The 14,244-nt window shown below is 57.4% G+C and carries 16 protein-coding genes; 3 read left to right on the top strand and 13 right to left on the bottom strand.

Going from position 1 to position 14,244, the window contains the following annotated elements:
- Nucleotides 1-69 precede the first annotated feature (69 nt).
- Genes AC53L6_RS03790 through AC53L6_RS03780 form a run of 3 tightly spaced genes read left to right on the top strand, consistent with a single transcriptional unit; the run spans nt 70 to nt 4,184 of the window.
- Nucleotides 70-1,056 (top strand): glycosyltransferase family 2 protein, encoded by a 987-nt coding sequence (locus AC53L6_RS03790; RefSeq protein WP_299600663.1) that lies wholly within the window; start codon nt 70-72, stop codon nt 1,054-1,056.
- Complete coding sequence (locus tag AC53L6_RS03785) at nt 1,053-2,750, top strand: DUF5927 domain-containing protein (protein ID WP_496906856.1); 1,698 nt, start codon at nt 1,053-1,055, stop codon at nt 2,748-2,750. Before AC53L6_RS03790 ends, AC53L6_RS03785 begins: the two co-directional genes overlap by 4 nt.
- Nucleotides 2,751-2,756: 6 nt before the next feature.
- Nucleotides 2,757-4,184, top strand: a complete 1,428-nt coding sequence (locus AC53L6_RS03780; RefSeq protein ID WP_496906855.1) for a sulfotransferase family 2 domain-containing protein — start codon at nt 2,757-2,759, stop codon at nt 4,182-4,184.
- Here AC53L6_RS03780 and AC53L6_RS03775 read toward each other — a convergent pair.
- The 13 genes from AC53L6_RS03775 to paaB form a co-directional block, all read right to left on the bottom strand.
- A complete protein-coding gene (locus AC53L6_RS03775) occupies nt 4,181-4,645 on the bottom strand; it encodes a PTS sugar transporter subunit IIA (protein WP_299600658.1) in 465 nt (154 codons plus the stop codon). The genes AC53L6_RS03780 and AC53L6_RS03775 overlap by 4 nt on opposite strands.
- 36 nt (nt 4,646-4,681) lie before the next feature.
- Complete coding sequence (gene hpf, locus AC53L6_RS03770; RefSeq protein ID WP_299203133.1) at nt 4,682-5,245, bottom strand: ribosome hibernation-promoting factor, HPF/YfiA family; 564 nt, start codon at nt 5,243-5,245, stop codon at nt 4,682-4,684.
- Nucleotides 5,246-5,475: 230 nt separating this feature from the next.
- Nucleotides 5,476-6,234 (bottom strand): LPS export ABC transporter ATP-binding protein, encoded by a 759-nt coding sequence (gene lptB, locus AC53L6_RS03765; protein ID WP_496906854.1) that lies wholly within the window; start codon nt 6,232-6,234, stop codon nt 5,476-5,478.
- Nucleotides 6,234-6,716: a lipopolysaccharide transport periplasmic protein LptA gene (gene lptA, locus AC53L6_RS03760; RefSeq protein WP_299203644.1), complete on the bottom strand. Its 483-nt coding sequence runs from the start codon at nt 6,714-6,716 to the stop codon at nt 6,234-6,236. Before lptA ends, lptB begins: the two co-directional genes overlap by 1 nt.
- A gap of 13 nt (nt 6,717-6,729) precedes the next feature.
- Complete coding sequence (locus AC53L6_RS03755) at nt 6,730-7,326, bottom strand: hypothetical protein (protein ID WP_299600655.1); 597 nt, start codon at nt 7,324-7,326, stop codon at nt 6,730-6,732.
- A gap of 9 nt (nt 7,327-7,335) precedes the next feature.
- Entirely contained in the window at nt 7,336-8,304 is a 969-nt protein-coding gene (locus AC53L6_RS03750; protein WP_496906853.1) for a KpsF/GutQ family sugar-phosphate isomerase, read from the bottom strand.
- The gene (locus AC53L6_RS03745; protein ID WP_472726495.1) at nt 8,301-8,915 is read right to left on the bottom strand and encodes a ribonuclease D; all 615 of its coding nucleotides are present in this window, start codon (nt 8,913-8,915) and stop codon (nt 8,301-8,303) included. Before AC53L6_RS03745 ends, AC53L6_RS03750 begins: the two co-directional genes overlap by 4 nt.
- A gap of 42 nt (nt 8,916-8,957) precedes the next feature.
- Nucleotides 8,958-9,704: a PaaX family transcriptional regulator C-terminal domain-containing protein gene (locus tag AC53L6_RS03740; protein WP_496906852.1), complete on the bottom strand. Its 747-nt coding sequence runs from the start codon at nt 9,702-9,704 to the stop codon at nt 8,958-8,960.
- Entirely contained in the window at nt 9,694-11,709 is a 2,016-nt protein-coding gene (gene paaZ, locus AC53L6_RS03735; protein ID WP_496906851.1) for a phenylacetic acid degradation bifunctional protein PaaZ, read from the bottom strand. The genes AC53L6_RS03740 and paaZ overlap by 11 nt, the downstream gene beginning before the upstream one ends.
- A gap of 9 nt (nt 11,710-11,718) precedes the next feature.
- On the bottom strand, nt 11,719-12,783 hold the full coding sequence (locus AC53L6_RS03730) for a 2Fe-2S iron-sulfur cluster-binding protein (protein WP_496906850.1): 1,065 nt from the start codon (nt 12,781-12,783) through the stop codon (nt 11,719-11,721).
- A complete protein-coding gene (paaD, locus tag AC53L6_RS03725) occupies nt 12,780-13,247 on the bottom strand; it encodes a 1,2-phenylacetyl-CoA epoxidase subunit PaaD (RefSeq protein WP_496906849.1) in 468 nt (155 codons plus the stop codon). The genes AC53L6_RS03730 and paaD overlap by 4 nt, the downstream gene beginning before the upstream one ends.
- On the bottom strand, nt 13,241-13,939 hold the full coding sequence (gene paaC, locus AC53L6_RS03720; protein WP_496906995.1) for a 1,2-phenylacetyl-CoA epoxidase subunit PaaC: 699 nt from the start codon (nt 13,937-13,939) through the stop codon (nt 13,241-13,243). Before paaC ends, paaD begins: the two co-directional genes overlap by 7 nt.
- Nucleotides 13,940-13,959: 20 nt before the next feature.
- On the bottom strand, nt 13,960-14,244 hold the full coding sequence (paaB, locus tag AC53L6_RS03715) for a 1,2-phenylacetyl-CoA epoxidase subunit PaaB (protein WP_299600640.1): 285 nt from the start codon (nt 14,242-14,244) through the stop codon (nt 13,960-13,962).

Genomic DNA, 14,244 nt, shown 5'->3' with positions numbered 1-14,244 from the left:
ATTTCGAACTGAAAACAGGGTTTGTCGAAGGAATGGAACAAACAGGTGGGCGTTTGGAACTCCTATAAAATGCGCTTGCGACGGAAGCGCCGCATTGTCCGCGCGATGCGGAAGTCCAGAGAGTTGCACAAAGTGCAGGACCGGACGCATCTTATCCGGCCTAACGATCTGTTGTTGTTCTGCACATTTCGCAATGAAAGCGTGCGTCTTCCGTACTTTCTGTCTTACTACCGTGATCTTGGGGTCAATCACTTTTTCTTTGTGGACAATGACAGCACAGATGCTGGCATTGATCATCTTGTCGGGCAGGATGATATCTCGATCTGGCATACGCAAGGCAGTTACAAGTCCGCCACCTTCGGTGTGGATTGGCTGAATTGGTTGCAACGAAAATACGCGCATGGTCACTGGACGCTTGTCGTCGATCCGGATGAGTTCTTTGTCTATCCATTCTGTGACACACGACCACTGAGAGCGTTGACGGATTGGTTGGATGCTTCATCAATCCGGTCCTTCTCGGCGATGCTCCTGGATATGTACCCGAAGGGTAGGCTGGATGAACAACCGTATTCCTCAGGCCAAAATCCGTTGGAAATTGCCAGCTGGTTCGATAGCGGCAACTACACGATTTCCAAGAATGAAAGTATGGGCAACCTTTGGATTCAAGGAGGTCCACGTGCCCGTGCCTTTTTCCCCGACGAGCCTGCACAAGCCCCGGCATTGAACAAGATTCCGCTGGTTAAATGGAATCGGAGATATGCTTATGCCAGCTCCACACATATGCTTTTGCCGCGCGGTCTGAACCAGGTCTATGATGAATGGGGCGGCGAAAAGGCGTCGGGCGTGCTGTTGCATGCCAAGTTCCTCGACACGTTTGCTACCAAAGCATCGGAAGAGCTTGATCGCAAGCAGCACTATGCGGCGTCGATCGAGTACAAGGCCTATGCCGCCACACAGCGCGACGATCCGGACCTGTGGTGCAAATGGTCTGAGAAGTACATCAACTGGCGTCAGCTAGAGATTCTGGGGCTAATGTCCAAGGGGAACTGGGCGTGACCGTCGGTATCGTCATGCTCGTGCACACCGCACTTGATCGCGCGGAACAGGCGGCGCGCTTCTGGGCGATGGGTGGATGTCCGGTTGTGATCCATGTCGATGTGAATGTGCCGAAAAAAAAATATGTCGCATTTGCCAAGGCCCTGTCCGACGTTCCGACCATCAAATTCTCAAAGCGCTTCCGATGTGAATGGGGAACATGGAGCATTGTCGCTGCCAGTCAGGCAGCGTCTGAGCTCATGTTGAATGAATTTGCGGACGTGCGGCATGTTTACCTCGCTTCGGGTTCATGCCTGCCTCTGCGCCCGGTTGAGGAATTGGTGGACTACCTCGCCGCTCGTCCGCGCACGGACTTCATCGAAAGTGCGACGACCGCGGATGTACCTTGGACCGTCGGCGGCCTCGATCATGAGAGGTTTACGTTGCGCTTCCCGTTTTCCTGGAAACGTCAGCGAATTCTGTTCGACAAATACGTTGAGCTTCAGCGCAGGCTTGGACTGAAGCGCAAGATACCGGCTGGCCTGGTTCCGCACATGGGCAGCCAATGGTGGTGCCTGACACGGCAAACGCTGTCAGCGATCCTTCAAGGTCCGGACCGCAAAGAATATGACGCCTACTTCAAACAGGTGTGGATACCTGACGAAAGCTACTACCAAACGCTTGCTCGTCAGTACGCCATTGAAATTGAGAGCAGGTCTCTGACGCTGTCAAAGTTCGACTTTCAGGGCAAGCCCCACATCTTTTACGATGATCACTTGCAACTCCTGCGGCGGTCTGACTGTTTTGTCGCCCGCAAGATCTGGCCCCATGCCAACCGACTGTACAACGCATTCCTGACGGACCCAGCCGGTGCCATGAAGCGCACGGAACCCAACCCCGGCAAAATCGACCGCATCTTCGCCAAAGCGGTCGAGCGAAGAACGCGCGGGCGGCCCGGTTTGTATATGCAAAGCCGTTTTCCGAACGAAGACTGGGAAAACGGTGTGACCGCTGCTCCGTACTCGGTTTTCCAAGGCTTTACCGAGATATTTGAGAACTTCGAACCCTGGCTTGCCAAAGCAACTGGCGCGCGCGTCCACGGGCATCTCTTTCACCCTGACCGGGCCGAATTTGCAGAAGGTCAGGCCACACTGAACGGTGCGCTCAGCAACAGTGCGAAAACACGTGACTACAATCCGAACTCGTTTCTGGCGAACCTGATATGGAACACGCGGGGCGAGCGGCAATGCTTCCAGTTTGGCCCCGGTGACAACCAGGATATCAATTGGCGTGTGGCCAAAGACCCGAACGCCCAGATCTCTGTCATCTCGGGTGCATGGTCTGTGCCCCTGTTCCGCTCGAACATGAACTTCATGGATATTCGAAAGGAAGCAGCGCGCCTGCAAAGGATCGAAAGTGATCACCTGAACGTGTTGCGATCACCATACGCCAAGGCGCGTATTCGCGTGTGGACAATGGCGGAATTCGTTGAGGCGCCGATGGAACCACTTCAGGGCATTCTGGATGAAATTGGTTTGACCCATACCCGCCGCCTGTCCGAAGTGCCGAAGCTTGCAAATCTCACGGGCTTTGGTCAATTCTTGCAAAACCTCAAGAACCAAGGGATGCACCCATACCTGATGGGTGATTTTCCTGTTGCGCTGGGCCCAAAGCCTGCCCCGGACCCTGCGCGCAAACCCTACTTGGTGCGCTGATCTGATATGGCCAAATTCGACTACTTTGTCGTGTTCGCGGAGATGCGCACAGGTTCGAACTTTTTGGAAACCAATCTGAATGCTTTTGACGGGTTGTCGTGTCATGGTGAGGCGTTCAATCCGTTCTTCATTGGGTATCCGAACACCGACAAGGTCCTTGGTGTCACTCAGGAAATACGGGACGCAGACCCTAAAATACTGCTGCGCGAGATTAAGAAGACAACAGACCTGAGTGGCTTTCGGTATTTCCACGATCATGATCCCCGCATCTTTGACAAGGTTGTAGATGATCCTAAATGCGCCAAGATCGTGCTGACCCGGAATCCTGTCGACAGCTATGTGTCATGGAAGATTGCGCAAGCAACGGGTCAGTGGAAGCTGACCGATGTGAAGGCGCGCAAGGATGGCAAGGCAACCTTTGTTGCCGATGAATTTGCCTCACATCTCAGCGCTTTGCAGGACTTCCAAGTGACGCTGCTGAATCGGTTGCAGTCTTCTGGGCAAACCGCATTTTATTTGGCTTACGAGGATCTACAGAGCCTTTCGGTCATGAACGGCCTGGCAAAATGGCTTGGTGTCGACGGCCAGCTGGACTCATTGGACAAAAGCCTGAAGGTGCAAAATCCCAGCGCTCTGTCAGACAAGGTAAGCAATTTCGGTCAAATGGCCGAGGCCTTATCGGGTGTGGACCAGTTCAATCTAACCCGGACACCCAACTTTGAACCGCGGCGCGGGGCAGCCGTGCCGACCTACTTTGCCAGTCAGTCGCAACCGCTTCTGTATGTGCCAATCCGGGGTTGGCCGAATGACCCAGCGCTACGTTGGCTGCAGGTGCTCGACAAGGCCAAGGGGGTCAAACCGGAATCGAAGCTGTCCCAGAATGGTTTGCGCGACTGGATGCGGGCCAATCCCGGACACCGCAGCTTCTCAGTACTGCGCCACCCCCTTGACCGCGCGCATGCCGTGTTCTGTCATCGTATTTTGAACGCAGGCCAAGGCGGATATGGCGGCATTCGCACCACTTTGGGCAAGCGGTATAAACTGACGTTGCCCGAGGATCCTGCGGATCCGTCCTACGACAAGGCGGCCCACCGGGATGCCTTTGCGGCTTTCCTTCGGTTTCTTAAGTCGAACTTGAACGGTCAAACTGCTGTACGTGTAGATCCGGATTGGGCCAGCCAATCGAAGACGATCGAAGGGTTCGCAGAGTTTGCGTTGCCGCATCGTCTGATGCGGGCTGAAACACTGGCACATGAACTGGCGGAACTTGGCGCTTCCGTCGGACTGGCAGAAGCTCCTGCACTCGATGGCCACATCAACGATATGCCTCACACGCTGACTGATATCTATGATACGGAAATCGAGGATTTGGCGCGTGCAGCTTACACGCGCGACTACCTGATGTTCGGTTTCAAGGATTGGGTGCCGGTTTAAGCGGCTTGCGCGGGTTTCGCTTCGTTCAGAATTGCAAACAGTGTGCTCGCGTCTGGGTTGGCGCGCAATTTGTTGCAGATTGCGGCGTCGCGAAGGGTTCGCGACACTAGGGCCAATGCCTTGAGGTGTTCCACACCGGCCTCTTCAGGCGCAAACAGGGCAAAGGCAATGTCGACCGGCTGGCGGTCGACCGCGTCGAAATCTATGGGTTTGTCGAGCAGAACAAAGGCACCCATCACGTCCGAAATGCCATCCAGACGTGCGTGTGGCAGTGCGACACCATGGCCCACGCCGGTTGGCCCCAGCGCTTCACGCGCAATAAGAGACTCAACAACGAGCGCTGCATTCAGGTCATAGGCTGACTGCACAAGATCACCGATCTCGTGAAAAAGCCGTTTCTTGGACGAGGCGGAGGTAACAACCTTGACCGCCTCGGGTTTCAGAAGAGTCCCAAAGTTCATTCTGCTCTCTCGTCGGTGCGCCGAAGCACCGATCCCTTACGGGTCGATCCAACCTATGTTCCCGTCTTCGCGACGGTAGACCACGTTCAGCCCGTCTTTTCCTTCGTTTCGGAACACCAACACTGGGGCGCCCGCCAATTCCATTTGCATGACCGCTTCACCAACCGACAGCGACGGAATCTTGGTTTCCATCTCGGCCACGATCATGGGTTGCAGCGTCTCGGGTTCCGAGTCGCCCGCTCCTTCGTCAGACGCGAGGATATAAGAGGCCGCGCCAGAGAGTTCAACAGGCTGCGCGCGTTCCTTGTGATGGTCCTTGAGACGGCGTTTGTACCGCCTCAACTGCTTCTCCATTTTTTCGGAACATCCGTCAAAAGCTGCATATATTTCAATGGCATGGGCCTTAGCCTGAGCGGTCAGACCGGTGGACAGGTGCACCGTCGCTTCACATACGAATTCATGTGCAGACTTGGAAAACACCACTTGGGCATTTGTCGGGCGTTCGGCATATTTCTGTACAACCGCGCCCAAATCGTCCCGCACATGGGTTTGCAGCGCTTCGCCGATATCGATCTGTTTGCCACTGATTTGATACTGCATTCTTGCTCCTTCTGATGTGTCCGCAATGCATGTTCCGTGCCGCCAAGATGCTGGCGGCGTTATGTTTTTAGAATTGCGGAAAAGGCACGTCGTGACCGTGATCTATGTCAAAACCCTTAGGCGGGGTGACAGTGTTGCAGATCTTGGTCAGCGTAAAAGCCATACTGTCATTGCACGCCAAAAGTGCACTCGGAGTCAATGAAAAGCGGACATGGCAAGCGCGCCGTTGCTTAGCCGATACGGAAGTTTTCGCCAAGATAGACACGGCGCACATTTTCATTCTGCACCACGTCTTGCGGTGTACCTGACATGAGCACCTGCCCGTCATGCAGGATATAGGCACGGTCCACGATTTCGAGGGTTTCACGCACATTGTGATCCGTAATCAGGACGCCAATGCCCCGCTTTTTCAAATCCGCAACAAGATGCCGGATATCTCCGACAGAGATCGGATCGACCCCGGCAAATGGTTCGTCGAGCAGCAGATATTTCGGATTTGCAGCCAGCGACCGCGCAATCTCGACCCGACGCCGTTCCCCACCTGACAGGGCCAACGCGGGGGCACGGCGCATGTGTTCAATGGAAAATTCGCTCAACAACTCTTCGAGCCGCTCACGCCGCTTGTGTCGATCGGGCTCAACGATATCGAGGATGGCAAGGATATTGTCCTGCACGCTCAGCCCCCGGAAGATGCTCATCTCTTGCGGCAGGTACCCAATACCCATTTGCGCGCGGCGGTACATGGGCAAGCTGGTTACGTCCGTTCCATCCAGGGTGACGGTGCCGCCTTCCGGTGTCACCAACCCGGCCACTGCATAGAAAGTCGTTGTTTTTCCCGAGCCATTGGGTCCCAGCAACGCCACAACCTCGCCCCGGTTTAGCTCCATCGAGAAATCGCGGATGACCAGTTTCTTGCGATAGGACTTGCGCAGGTGCGATATGCGCAGACCGGACGACCCGCCCGCCACTTTCAGATTGGGTTTGGCCATCAGTTATTGCCAGTCTGCAGAATTGTTTTCACGCTGCCTTGCATCCGTGCGGTGCCGTCATCCAGGTTCACAGTCATGCGATCGGATGAGATGGCGCTTTGCCCCTGGGCCAGCAAGACGTCGCCGGTCATGACGATCAATCCCGTATCGATACTGTAGTCGGCGCGCTGCGACTCGGCTGCGTCCGGGCCGGATACCAGGGTTACGCCGCCCGTCGCCTCCATCCGTTCGATACCCGCCTGATCCTCGCGATAGATCACCAGCACGCGGGGGGCCGACAGTCGCATCTCACCCTGACCGATCACAACATTGCCGGTAAAGATGGCGGCGCCGGTGGTCTGATCCACATTCAACTCGTCTGCACTTACCTCTACCGGGGCTGACGTATCCTGCCTTATGGCGCCGAATGCGACCTGCGTTCCCTGGGCGTAGAGCGGTGTAATCAGGCCGATCGTGATCAGGCAGGCTATAACACGCAAAATAGTCACGGATTTATCACTCTTCCAATTCTTCAGGGCGGTATACCAACTTTACGCCCTTTGTGAAAATCAAATGGGCGTTTTCGCCATTGTCTGTTTTTTCGAGCGTCATTTGGCCCGCTTCAAGGGTCCCCGACAGGCCAGTGCCAGCGACCGGGCCAGGTGACCTCACCGTCATATTCTCGAAATCGGTTAAAAGTTCGTCTGAATTCAGTTTGTAACCGGTCGATGTTGTGATCACGACGTTCCCCGCCAGCGACGATGCGCCATAGGCAAGGTCAAACTCGCCCGTGTCGGAAAACAGGACAACACGCGTTCCAGACGACAGGTCAATATGCGCCGCCAGATCGGTTGCCGCGTTGTTTTGGTCGTTGGCAGTCGCCATTGTACCAGCCGATACAGATATGCGGTCACCGCTCGAAGATGTGCCGGAATAGAACGGTGCAGTCACTTGCTGCCCGCGCAAACGCTCTTGGATTTCGGTGTCCGCGAAGGGGATAGAGGCAACAGGGTCAATGTTCCGCGACAACAGGAACAGCGTCGACAGCAAACCAAGTGCTGTCAGTGGCAACAGCACCTTGAGCCAAGCGACGAGTTTTGAATAGCCGTCCATGCCATGTCCTTAACCCAGCCCCACGCGCAAACAGTCGTGGATGTGCAGAATCCCCCGCGGCTTGCCTGGCGCATTCGCGTCCTCGGCAAACACGCATGTGATCTTGCGCGCATTCATCACCGCCACCGCCTCTTCAGCGAGGGCGGCAACGTCGATCGTTGTGGGGGAGGTGGTCATCACATCGGCTGCTGTCAAGGACAACAGACCGTCCATGTGCCGCCGCAGGTCACCGTCAGTGATGATCCCCGCCAGTGTGCCATCATTTGCGGTTACGCCCACGACCCCGAGGCTTTTCTGGCTGATTTCAATCAGAGCATCTGCCATCGGAGTGTCTTTGCCGACCAATGGCATCGCGGCACCAGTATGCATTAGGTCGCTCACGCGGCTCAGCTTGGCCCCCAGCTTGCCGCCTGGGTGGAACTCGCGGAAATGCTCTTCCGTAAACTCCCGGTGCTCCATCAATGCCACGGCAAGGGCATCACCCATTGCAAGGGTCAACGTGGTCGAGGTTGTTGGAACCACACCGGTGCCGCAGGCTTCGCCGAGATCGGGTAATTGCAGGACCGCGTCGCAGGCGCGACCCAAAGCGCTCTTGGGCGCTTTGGTAATTCCGATCAGCGGGATTTCGAAGCGGCGTGAAAAGGCGATCATGTTCGCCAGTTCCGGCGCTTCACCCGAATTGGAAATGGCAAGCACCACGTCTGATCGCGTGACCATGCCAAGATCGCCATGGCTTGCTTCAGCCGGGTGCACGAATTGCGCTGGCGTACCTGTGCTTGCAAGCGTCGCTGCGATCTTGCGCGCGATGTGACCAGACTTGCCGATCCCCGTGACAATGATTCGACCATTGGCATTCAAGAGCAGGTCAATCGCCGCGCGAAAGCTGCCATCGAGCCGGTCGGCCATGATGGTCAGTGCCTCGGCCTCGGTACGGATGACGCGCTTGGCCGTGTCGATGAAGGGGGTCTTGCTGGTCATGAGTGCGCAAAAATGTCCGTGTCAGGCCAGCCCGCAAGGTCCAGGCGTGCTCGCATAGGCAGGAAGTCGAAGCAGGCTTGCGCCATCTCCATCCGCCCTTCACGCACCAGCCGTTCATTCAGAACGTCGCGCAGCTTGTGTAGGTACAAAACATCAGATGCGGCGTATTCCAGTTGCGCATCGGTCAGCGTGTTTGCGCCCCAGTCACTGGACTGCTGCTGTTTCGATATGTCGATACCCAACATTTCCTGCAAAAGGTTCTTCAACCCATGCCGATCAGTATAGGTGCGGATCAGGCGGCTGGCGATCTTGGTGCAATAGACAGGGGCCGTGACGGCGCCAAAGGCATTGAGCATGGCGGCAATATCGAAGCGGCCAAAATGGAACAGTTTCAGCACCTTTGGGTCTTCCAATAGGCGGCACAGGTTCGGCGCCTCGGTCTGACCCAGCTTGATCTGCACGATATGCGCGTTGCCGTCACCACCCGACAATTGCACCACGCACAGCCGGTCGCGGTGCGGGTTCAGACCCATGGTTTCACAGTCGATGGCGACAACCGGCCCAAGATCCAGATCGTCAGGCAGGTCGGAAATATGCAGGTGGTTTGTCATGTGCCCGCTATAACGCGCGTTATCCCGATGGGGAAGCGTGGTTTAGGCGGCTTTGATTGCATCCAGGTCGGGCCTTGGGAAACGCATAAGCAAGTGTGATACCAGTGCGCGGCAGTCATGCCCACGCCAGTCCGATGAGTGCGCCGCGCGCGGCAGGTCGGGGTGCTTCAATGTCAGTCGCCGCCATGCATGTACGATCAAAACCCTAAGGGCCGCCGTTTGCAAAGCGCTCAACTCGTCTTCAAGCTCCTCCTTGATGTCGGTTAGAACGGCGTGAAGCGATTTGTACGCATCGCGCATTGCCTCAGTCTCGATTTGCGCACCCAACCATGTCGGCAAGGATTGCGGCGCCAGTTGCATGGCATCTGCGGGAATTGCGGCTGACGGTCCGCAAAGAAACACGCGTGGTGCGACTTGCGCGAATTGGGTCGGGTCAAGCTCGACCGGAGCACCGGTCAGGATCACGACAGCCTCGGCGTCCTGCGGTTGACCATAGATGCGCCCCCGGGCGGCATCACTGTCACTCTGCCCCTTCGGCGTCAGGCTGTGCAGGCTGGTCCGGCCCAGCTTCTCTGACCCGACCCACCCATCGCTTCGTAGTCTATGCAAGGCAACACGGGAGGCTTCCGGCTTGATCCCGATTTCGGCCATGATAGCCGACAAAGTGGGGCCTTCAAGCGGTCGATCCGGTGCCAGATCACCAAAAACAGTCACTAACAAGGACCAAACGCGCATGGGCCCCAGATCACTCAGGCTGCTTATGGCTTGGGAATAGGTGTCAGTAGGCATTCATCGTCAACAGTTCGTATTCGGCCACCGCCTCGTCATCCTGGTTGGTGAGGGTCACGTGCCAGCGCACCTCTCCATATTCCTCGTTGCGCGGCGTCTTGGCCTTGACCGTCAGCCGCACCTTGATGCTGTCGCCCGCCTCGACCGGTTTCATGAAGCGTAAGCTATCAAGACCGGTATTGGCCAGAACCGGCCCGGGATCAGGCTGCACAAACAACCCGGCAGCAAAGCTGAGCAGCAGATAACCATGCGCCACCCGGCCGGGGAAGAATGGATTCGCTTTGGCGGCTTCGTCGTCCATATGAGCATAGAACGTGTCGCCAGTGAAATGGGCGAAAGTCTCGATATCATCCAGCGTCACCTCGCGCGACGGGCTGTTGAAGGTGTGACCGAGTGCAAGTTCGCCAAAGGGCCGCGTGAAAGGATGTGGTTTTTCAGAGGTTTCGATTGCACCCGGCACCCAGCGCTGCCCGATTGCCGTCAGGATGTCAGGGCTGCCTTGGACCGCCGTCCGCTGCATGTAGTGTTTGACGGCGCGGATACCGCCCAGTTCTTCGCCGCCGCCAGCCCGTCCTGGACCGCCATGCACCATGTGCGGCAGCGGCGCGCCATGTCCTGTCGCCTCGGACATGCTGTCACGGTTGTTGAAATAGAGCCGCCCGTGGAACGCAGCCGAGGCCATCGTGATCTCGCGCGCAACATCTCTGTCGTGGGTGATGACGGACGCCACCAGCGATCCCTTGCCTCGGTTCAACAACTCGGCTGCATGGGCAACATCTCGATACGGCATGACGGTCGACACGGGGCCAAAGGCTTCCACATCATGCACGGCCTGTGCCGCGTCGGGGTGTGCGCAGTGAAACAGCATGGGCGGCAGGAATGCGCCGCGACTGTCTGCCATTGCGAAGGCCTCAGGATCGCCGAACACATGTTCGGCCTCCGCCCCGATCTCGATCGCCTTCTCCAGCACGTCGATCTTCTGCGCGCTTGAGACAAGCGCACCCATCTTCGTGGCCTTATCCCGGGGGTCGCCGATGGTAACCTTGCCCAGCCGTTCAGCAATCGCGTCGATCACTGCCTGCACTTGCGCGCCCGGCACCATGATCCGGCGAATAGCGGTGCATTTCTGCCCCGCCTTCGCCGTCATCTCGCGCTGCACTTCCTTTATGAACAGATCGAATTCAGGCGTCCCCGGACCCGCATCCGGGCCAAGGATCGACGCATTCAAACTGTCCTGCTCAGCCGTGAACCGGACCGCGTTGCCCAAAAGGTTGGCGTTACTGCGTAGTACGCGCGCCGTATCGGCGGACCCGGTGAAGGTCACCACATCCTGACAATCCAGATGATCCAGAAGATCGCCAATCCCCCCCGACACCAGCTGCAATGCACCTTCGGGCAGCAGGCCGCTGTCCATCATCAAATGCACACACGCCTCGGTCACATAGGACGTTGCCGTGGCAGGCTTCACAATGGCGGGCACGCCTGCCAGCAGCGTCGGCGCGACCTTTTCCAGCATCCCCCAAACGGGGAAGTTGAACGCATTGATATGCACCGCCACCCCTTGCAGCGGCGTGCAAATATGTTGCCCATGAAACTGGCCCGACCGGCCCAACTGCTCTGGCGCGCCATCCAGATACACTTGCGCATCCGGCATCTCGCGCCGCCCCTTAGAGGCAAAGACCAGCATCGTGCCAATGCCACCATCCACGTCGATCAGGTGATCGGCCTGCGTCGCACCTGTGTCAAAGCTCAGATCATACAGCACCTGACGATGTTCGCGCAGATGCAGGGCTAGTGCTTTGAGCATTCGTGCCCGGTCGTGAAAGGTCATTGCCCGCAGCGCCGTGCCACCCACGTCTCGCGCATAGGCGCGCATACCCTGCACGTCCAAACCGTCGTTCCCGGCTTCGGCAATCACGTCCCCCGTGATGGCGCTGGCAATTGACCGTGCGCCGGACCCGGGCGGCACCCATGCACCGGCGGCGAAAGAATGAACCTGGCGCATGATGCCCCCCTAGTGTTGATCGTAGTCGATGCTCAGCGTGTCGCTGATCGGATAGCATTGGCAGGTCAGGACAAACCCTGCCTCGACCTCATAATCCTCAAGCGCGTGATTGGTCAGCATCTCGTATTCGCCCTCGGTCACCTTGGCCTTGCAGGTCGAACAGACGCCCGCCCTGCAGGCAAAGGGTGCATCCAGAGAATTCGCCAAAGCAGTCTCTAACACTGACGAATCCTTGGGCATTTCCATCTGGTGGGTGGTTCCGTCCAGCGTAATTTTCACGCTGGTTTCAGCCGCACCCTCGGCCCGTGCGCTCACCGTTTGTTTTGCCAGCCGTCCCTGTTGCCCGGCGCCAAACAATTCAAACTTGATCTGGTCCTTGGACAGCCCGTGCGCCTCAAGCGCCTCGGAAATCGCCAACATCATCGGTTCAGGCCCGCAGATGAACGCTGCATCGACCGCCTCCACATTGATCCAGGATTTGAATAGCGCTGCGCATTTCTCCTGATCCACACGACCCGAAAACAGATCGATGTCCTGCCCGGTTTCCAGCACGTGGATCAGGGTGAAGCGACCCATGTAGCGGTTCTTGAGGTCCTCCAGCTGTTCGCGGAACATGATCGTATGCACGGCCCGGTTGGCGTAGATCAGGGTGAAGGTGCTGTCAGGTTCGCGGGCAAGTACGGTTTTCAGGATCGACAGAACGGGTGTAATCCCGGATCCACCGGCAAAGCCAAGATAAGATTTGCCTCTGTTGGGCTCTATTTCCGTGTGGAAGTTGCCCATGGGCGGCATTGCATGCAGCGTATCGCCTACCTGCAGCTCCGTGTTGGCGTAGGTGGAAAAGGCTCCACCATCCACGCGCTTGACGCCCACCTGCAGATGGCCCTCGTCCAGCCCTGCACAGATCGAATAATTGCGGCGCAGCTCGGTCCCGTCAAAGTCCTGTTTGAAGGTCAGGTACTGACCCGGAATGAAGCGGAAAACCTCCGGGTCCTTTGGTTCGAGCGTCAACACCACCGCATCGCGGATGGTGTGATGGATATCGGTCACGGTCAGGGGGTGAAACTGGTTCATATGCACTTGAAGTAATCAAAGGGTTCCAGGCAATCCGTGCAGCGCCATTGCGCTTTGCAAGGGGTCGACCCGAACTGGCTGATCTTTTCCACATGTGTGGATTGGCAGTGCGGGCATCTTTCGGGCCCACCTGCCGGTTGCGGCGGTGCAATACCATAGTTCTCCAGCTTGGCCTTGCCCGCATCGCTCATCCAGTTGGTGGTCCAAGGCGGTGCGATCTGCCTTTTTAGAGACAGGTTTTCGATCCCGTTGGCGCGCAGTGCAGCCTCAATCTCGATATTGATGATGCTGGTCGCTGGACAACCTGAATAGGTCGGTGTCACGGTCACTTCCAGCGTATCACTCTGCCATTGCACATCGCGTATGATCCCCAAATCGACCAGAGAGATGACAGGGATTTCCGGGTCCGGCACGTCGGCCAGCCATGTCCAGACGTCCTGTACCGAGGGGCGGGTTGTTACCATGTCGCATCCGGGTAGCTGCGGGGCAGCACTTGCATGGTGGCCAGCATATGCCCCAGATGTTCGGTGTGCCGCGCGCCCGTTTTGCCACCAAGATGGGCGAAGTCGCTTTCGGGTCTGGTCAACGTCGCCTCGGCCAGAACGGCCCCAACATGTGCATCAAAGGCGGGACGCAGTGCAGCCATATCGATCAGGTCATCCGTATCGGTACTGAACATTTCGCCGACATAGGGCCAGAGCCGATCAAGGGCCGATTGCATCCGCGCATGGCTTTCTTCGGTTCCGTCACCCAGAGCGATGATCATGTCGCCGGACCGTTCGCGATGGTATGTGACCTCTTTCACCGACTTCTGCGCGATTGCGCTTATCTCGGTATCGTCATGCTCGACCAACTTTGTCAGCGCCTCCAGATGCCAGCTATCAAACAGAAACTGCCGCATCATAGTCACGCCAAACTCCCGGTTCGGTTGTTCCACCAGCAGTAGGTTGCGGAAGTCCCATGCGTCGCGGTGATAGGCGAGCGTGTCGGCGGTGCGCCCCTCACCTTCACGCTCGGCGGCAAGACCCAACCACAGTTGCGTCTGTCCAATCAGGTCCAATGCCGTGTTGGCAAGGGCAATATCCTCTTCCAGTGCAGGCGCATGCCCGCACCATTCCGACACCCGCTGGCCCAAAACCAACGTGTTGTCGCCCATGCGGATAAGGCCCGTGACGCTCACATCGCCCCCACGTCGTCTGGAATGTCGAAGAAGGTCGGGTGCCGATACACCTTGTCGTCCGCCGGATCGTACAGTGATCCCTTGTCATCGGGGGATGAGGCCGTAATGTCGGCGGCTGGAACCACCCAGATGCTCACACCTTCCTTGCGGCGGGTATAGACATCCCTCGCATTCTGGATCGCGTGCGCAGCATCGGTTGCATGAAGCGACCCGACATGCCGATGCGACAGCCCGTGCTGCCCGCGGATGAAAACTTCCCAAAGGGGCCATTCCTGTTTCAT

This window comes from Tateyamaria sp. LSS28 (genome assembly GCF_059611725.1).
Note: the sequence above shows the minus strand (reverse complement) of the source record. Positions and strands in the feature narration are given on the sequence as shown.

Excerpts from the sequence above, each read along its gene's own strand:
- AC53L6_RS03790 (WP_299600663.1), top strand. The coding sequence starts at position 70 with ATGCGCTTGCGACGGAAGCGCCGCATTGTCCGCGCGATGCGGAAGTCC.
- AC53L6_RS03780 (WP_496906855.1), top strand. The coding sequence starts at position 2,757 with ATGGCCAAATTCGACTACTTTGTCGTGTTCGCGGAGATGCGCACAGGT.
- AC53L6_RS03775 (WP_299600658.1), bottom strand. The coding sequence starts at position 4,645 with ATGAACTTTGGGACTCTTCTGAAACCCGAGGCGGTCAAGGTTGTTACC.
- hpf (WP_299203133.1), bottom strand. The coding sequence starts at position 5,245 with ATGCAGTATCAAATCAGTGGCAAACAGATCGATATCGGCGAAGCGCTG.
- lptB (WP_496906854.1), bottom strand. The coding sequence starts at position 6,234 with ATGGCCAAACCCAATCTGAAAGTGGCGGGCGGGTCGTCCGGTCTGCGC.
- AC53L6_RS03755 (WP_299600655.1), bottom strand. The coding sequence starts at position 7,326 with ATGGACGGCTATTCAAAACTCGTCGCTTGGCTCAAGGTGCTGTTGCCA.
- AC53L6_RS03750 (WP_496906853.1), bottom strand. The coding sequence starts at position 8,304 with ATGACCAGCAAGACCCCCTTCATCGACACGGCCAAGCGCGTCATCCGT.
- AC53L6_RS03745 (WP_472726495.1), bottom strand. The coding sequence starts at position 8,915 with ATGACAAACCACCTGCATATTTCCGACCTGCCTGACGATCTGGATCTT.
- AC53L6_RS03740 (WP_496906852.1), bottom strand. The coding sequence starts at position 9,704 with ATGCCTACTGACACCTATTCCCAAGCCATAAGCAGCCTGAGTGATCTG.
- paaZ (WP_496906851.1), bottom strand. The coding sequence starts at position 11,709 with ATGCGCCAGGTTCATTCTTTCGCCGCCGGTGCATGGGTGCCGCCCGGG.
- AC53L6_RS03730 (WP_496906850.1), bottom strand. The coding sequence starts at position 12,783 with ATGAACCAGTTTCACCCCCTGACCGTGACCGATATCCATCACACCATC.
- paaD (WP_496906849.1), bottom strand. The coding sequence starts at position 13,247 with ATGGTAACAACCCGCCCCTCGGTACAGGACGTCTGGACATGGCTGGCC.
- paaC (WP_496906995.1), bottom strand. The coding sequence starts at position 13,939 with ATGGGCGACAACACGTTGGTTTTGGGCCAGCGGGTGTCGGAATGGTGC.
- paaB (WP_299600640.1), bottom strand. The coding sequence starts at position 14,244 with ATGAAACAGGAATGGCCCCTTTGGGAAGTTTTCATCCGCGGGCAGCAC.